3 protein-coding genes are annotated in these 3,195 nt (G+C 52.4%); all 3 read right to left on the bottom strand.

Annotated elements, in window-relative coordinates; genetic code table 11:
• Positions 1 to 619 precede the first annotated feature (619 nt).
• Entirely contained in the window at positions 620 to 1,270 is a 651-nt protein-coding gene (locus CKO42_RS26025; protein ID WP_200252104.1) for a DUF4276 family protein, read from the bottom strand.
• Positions 1,267 to 2,424, bottom strand: a complete 1,158-nt coding sequence (locus CKO42_RS26020; protein WP_200252101.1) for an AAA family ATPase — start codon at positions 2,422 to 2,424, stop codon at positions 1,267 to 1,269. The genes CKO42_RS26025 and CKO42_RS26020 overlap by 4 nt, the downstream gene beginning before the upstream one ends.
• 93 nt (positions 2,425 to 2,517) lie before the next feature.
• On the bottom strand, positions 2,518 to 2,994 hold the full coding sequence (locus CKO42_RS26015) for a phospholipase D family protein (protein ID WP_200252098.1): 477 nt from the start codon (positions 2,992 to 2,994) through the stop codon (positions 2,518 to 2,520).
• Between the last annotated feature and the right edge of the window lie 201 nt (positions 2,995 to 3,195).

Here is a 3,195-nt window from a genome sequence, read left to right as displayed (position 1 = left end):
GACGCGCGCGTTTGCCGCGTGTCGCTTGCAGCCAGACAGCACCATCGGCGTTGTCGGCAGCGGCGGTGGCGTCGATTTCGCGCCGTTGACTGTGCCTGGTCGGGACAGGAAAGCCGTTGATGGTCACCAGGGCGCGGCAGCAGGCGGGCCGGATCAGCCGCCCTTGTTCGCGCAGCCAGGCGGCACGGGTGGCGAAGCATCACCTGTTGGGCTTCGGCTGGCGGCAAGGCTCTATGAAACACCGCCTCCGGGGTCTCAGTGGTGAGGATGAGCTCGGACCAGCGGTGTCCAACGCTGGAAAACGGCATGGAACAAGCTGCTGAAAGAGCAAAAAGGTCTGCCGCAGCTTGATGAAGCCTTTCATCAGGTGGTTGGTCGATCAGCCTGGGAGATTTTTAGTAAACAAACTCAGGTTCCACGATTACCCGGCCAGACCCAAAGCGATAACACACCGCGCTATGGACTGCTCGCTTGCCGACACAAAATTGTGCATGGAACGCACTCGCCTCGGTCAAACGAGATTGAATTACTCGGCGTCTGGGGCGCAGAAGCCATCACCCGTATTCTCTTTGTGCCCAATCTCTGCGAGCGTCCCGTCCGGATTGCCCACGCATCAACGCTAACCCCCTATGCTAAGCGCTTCCAGTCGACTCAACCACTGGCAAAAGCCAGGGCACGCTTCGCGCATCATGTCGACACCGATCTGCTCGGCAATCAATGGACCATGTAGTGATTTTCTGTATTTAGGCGATGAAAACGTCTGTTCAAGCCGCTTTGATGGCGAGGTGCTAGGGTTATCATTGATGTCCTCGGGAGTCGCAAACTGACGCCTGATTAATTCGAGTTCTTCACGTTGTCTATCGTTCCAATCCTCTTCCAAGTCGAAGGCATTTGGCTGACAAAACAACAGCGCCTCAAACTCGTGCCGCTGTATATAAGGGATAATCCGCTCTTCACTATACCCTGCACCTAACGCACTTTGGGCAATTTCGGCGATCTCATTCGTGAGTTCCTCACAGCTCATTTCTCCTTTTTTCTTAAAGCCATAGTAATCAAGAAATGTGGTGACACAATCAAAGCCTCGATGAAGCAGACGTATATATGAAACAACACGATCCACACTGACATTCCCACCGCCATCTTTCCTAGCAGTTTTACCCAATAGCTGTGGCGTTGCATAAACAGAATACTGAGCAAGATGCGGAGCTAGGCACTGCTTAACGAAGCCTTCCTCAGTCTGCCCCTCGCAGATAATTGCTAAGCGCATCATGGTCGTCCTCCGATGACATTTTGCAGCCAGATGTCCGACAGCGTGAACCCCTCCTTTAGCCACTCCGAATAGTCCGATGAATCCAGTTGCCGCAAGTCTGTGGCACCTTCGTCATCGAAATCGGCTACGACTATGTCATCCAGATCGAAGCAATCCACAAGATAGGGTGACTGAGTCGAAAGGATAATCTGGTGATTCTCGGAAACACTTTCAGTCATCTCTGCGACCAACGTGATTGCTGCAGGGTGCAATCCAAGTTCAGGCTCGTCAATCAAAATGATATCGGGAAGCATGTCGTCCGGCAGCGACAGCAAGGTCACTAGGCAAAACAGGCGTAGCGAACCATCGGATGTGAGGTGGGCACCGAAGACCTTACCGCCCTGTTTGCTGCGCCATTGCAGAAGGACTTTTCCGCTCACCGGCTCCAACTCGAAGCCGCCGAAGCTCGGTAAAACACGCCGGATCTGTCGCTCAATGAGCGCATAGCGCTTGAAATGGTGCTCTCGCAGGTAGAGCAGCACAGCCGCCAGATTACCGCCGTGGGAACGGAGTCGCTGCTGGTCTGTGGCGTCCCAACGTAACTTGATCGGAGCCGTGTCAGAGGTATCGTGAAACTGATAGGTCGCGCATTCGCGCAGCATGTGCACAAGGGTGCTCGCGATCCGACGCTGGCTCTCCGGGGCTTGCTGATCACCGGCAACCTCAGGCAAGCGCGCCTCGCCCCCACCACCATCGAGTTCAAACCAGCTGGCCTCAGTGCCTCGACCATGCTGTGAGTAGCGAAAGGCTTCTTCGACAAAGATCAAACGATCCCGTGCCGTCGAATGCGCCAAGCCAAAACGGTAATCGTTGAAGCCTAGACTAGAATCGATGCGCAAACTCGCCTTCATGATTGGCGTTTGCTTGGCCCCCATAAACAACTGATCGTCGCCACCACCCCATTTTTCGACGAAGCCGCCGAGATCCCGTGGTTTCAACATCCAGCTCAACATCTCGAAAAAGCGAACAAGATTCGACTTGCCAGCGCCGTTGGCTCCGATCATGACCGTCAACTGGCGCAGTTCGAGTGACACCTTCCGCAGACTGCGGAAGCCTTCGATCTCAATGTGTTTAAGGCTGGCCTGTAAGGTATTTCGATAATGCTGCTGATTCATGATGTAACGCTATCGTCGAAGCATTTAGTACTAACACTATAGAAGGAAAACTCTATCTATTCCATGTAAAAAATTGCGTCCAGCATTGCGGCCCTAACATCCCAGACTAACTTCTCTTTTGTTTATTATTTCAGCAGCATTCCAATATTGCCTAATTAGGGTCTCTACCTCGCCTGGGAGGTTTTCTGAACCTTGTGTCGTCCCTTCGATAAGCAACATCGCTTCGGAGTTGATACTGAAAGCCGCAGTCGTAAGGTTTGCGCTACCCATAAAGACCGCCCAACGGCTTTCGCTTCGAAAAAGATAGAGCTTTGGATGAAATACGCCTTCAGGCTGTAGCACAAAGCGCACGCTGTCTGACGCACAGAATGTATCGAGAACATCTGGGTGAGTTTGGTAAAAATGAGTTCCGATCACGCCGAACACAACTGACGAATGCTTGTTACGAAGCAAGTCGTAGATCACATTTCCTTTCGATGCCCATGCAACTGCAAAGCAAATGTCGGAATAATCGTTGATAAGGCGACGGAACGTTGCTTTAATCTGATCGTTCTTGTATATGAGTTCCATTTTTCTTCCTCTTGAAAAGAGTGTTGCTAGGATACCGATAGTCCAGCAATCGGCATACTCCTGCAGAGCTTGAGCAGGGCGAGCGCGTATAAAATTTTGCGAATAGAATCAGTTGCGGCAGTCTATCGGGAAACGAACCCTAGGAGTTTCCCATGTCTGCCAGTCTTGTCGAGCACTTTGCTCCCCTCAGCGACCCGCGAG

Source organism: Lamprobacter modestohalophilus (genome assembly GCF_016583905.1).
Classification (GTDB): Bacteria; Pseudomonadota; Gammaproteobacteria; order Chromatiales; family Chromatiaceae; genus Lamprobacter; species Lamprobacter modestohalophilus.
This window is presented reverse-complemented; position numbering and strand designations above follow the sequence as displayed.

What these genes read in the sequence shown, in the direction of transcription:
- CKO42_RS26020 (WP_200252101.1), bottom strand. Translation starts at nt 2,424, where the DNA reads ATGAATCAGCAGCATTATCGAAATACCTTACAGGCCAGCCTTAAACAC.
- CKO42_RS26015 (WP_200252098.1), bottom strand. Translation starts at nt 2,994, where the DNA reads ATGGAACTCATATACAAGAACGATCAGATTAAAGCAACGTTCCGTCGC.
- CKO42_RS26025 (WP_200252104.1), bottom strand. Translation starts at nt 1,270, where the DNA reads ATGATGCGCTTAGCAATTATCTGCGAGGGGCAGACTGAGGAAGGCTTC.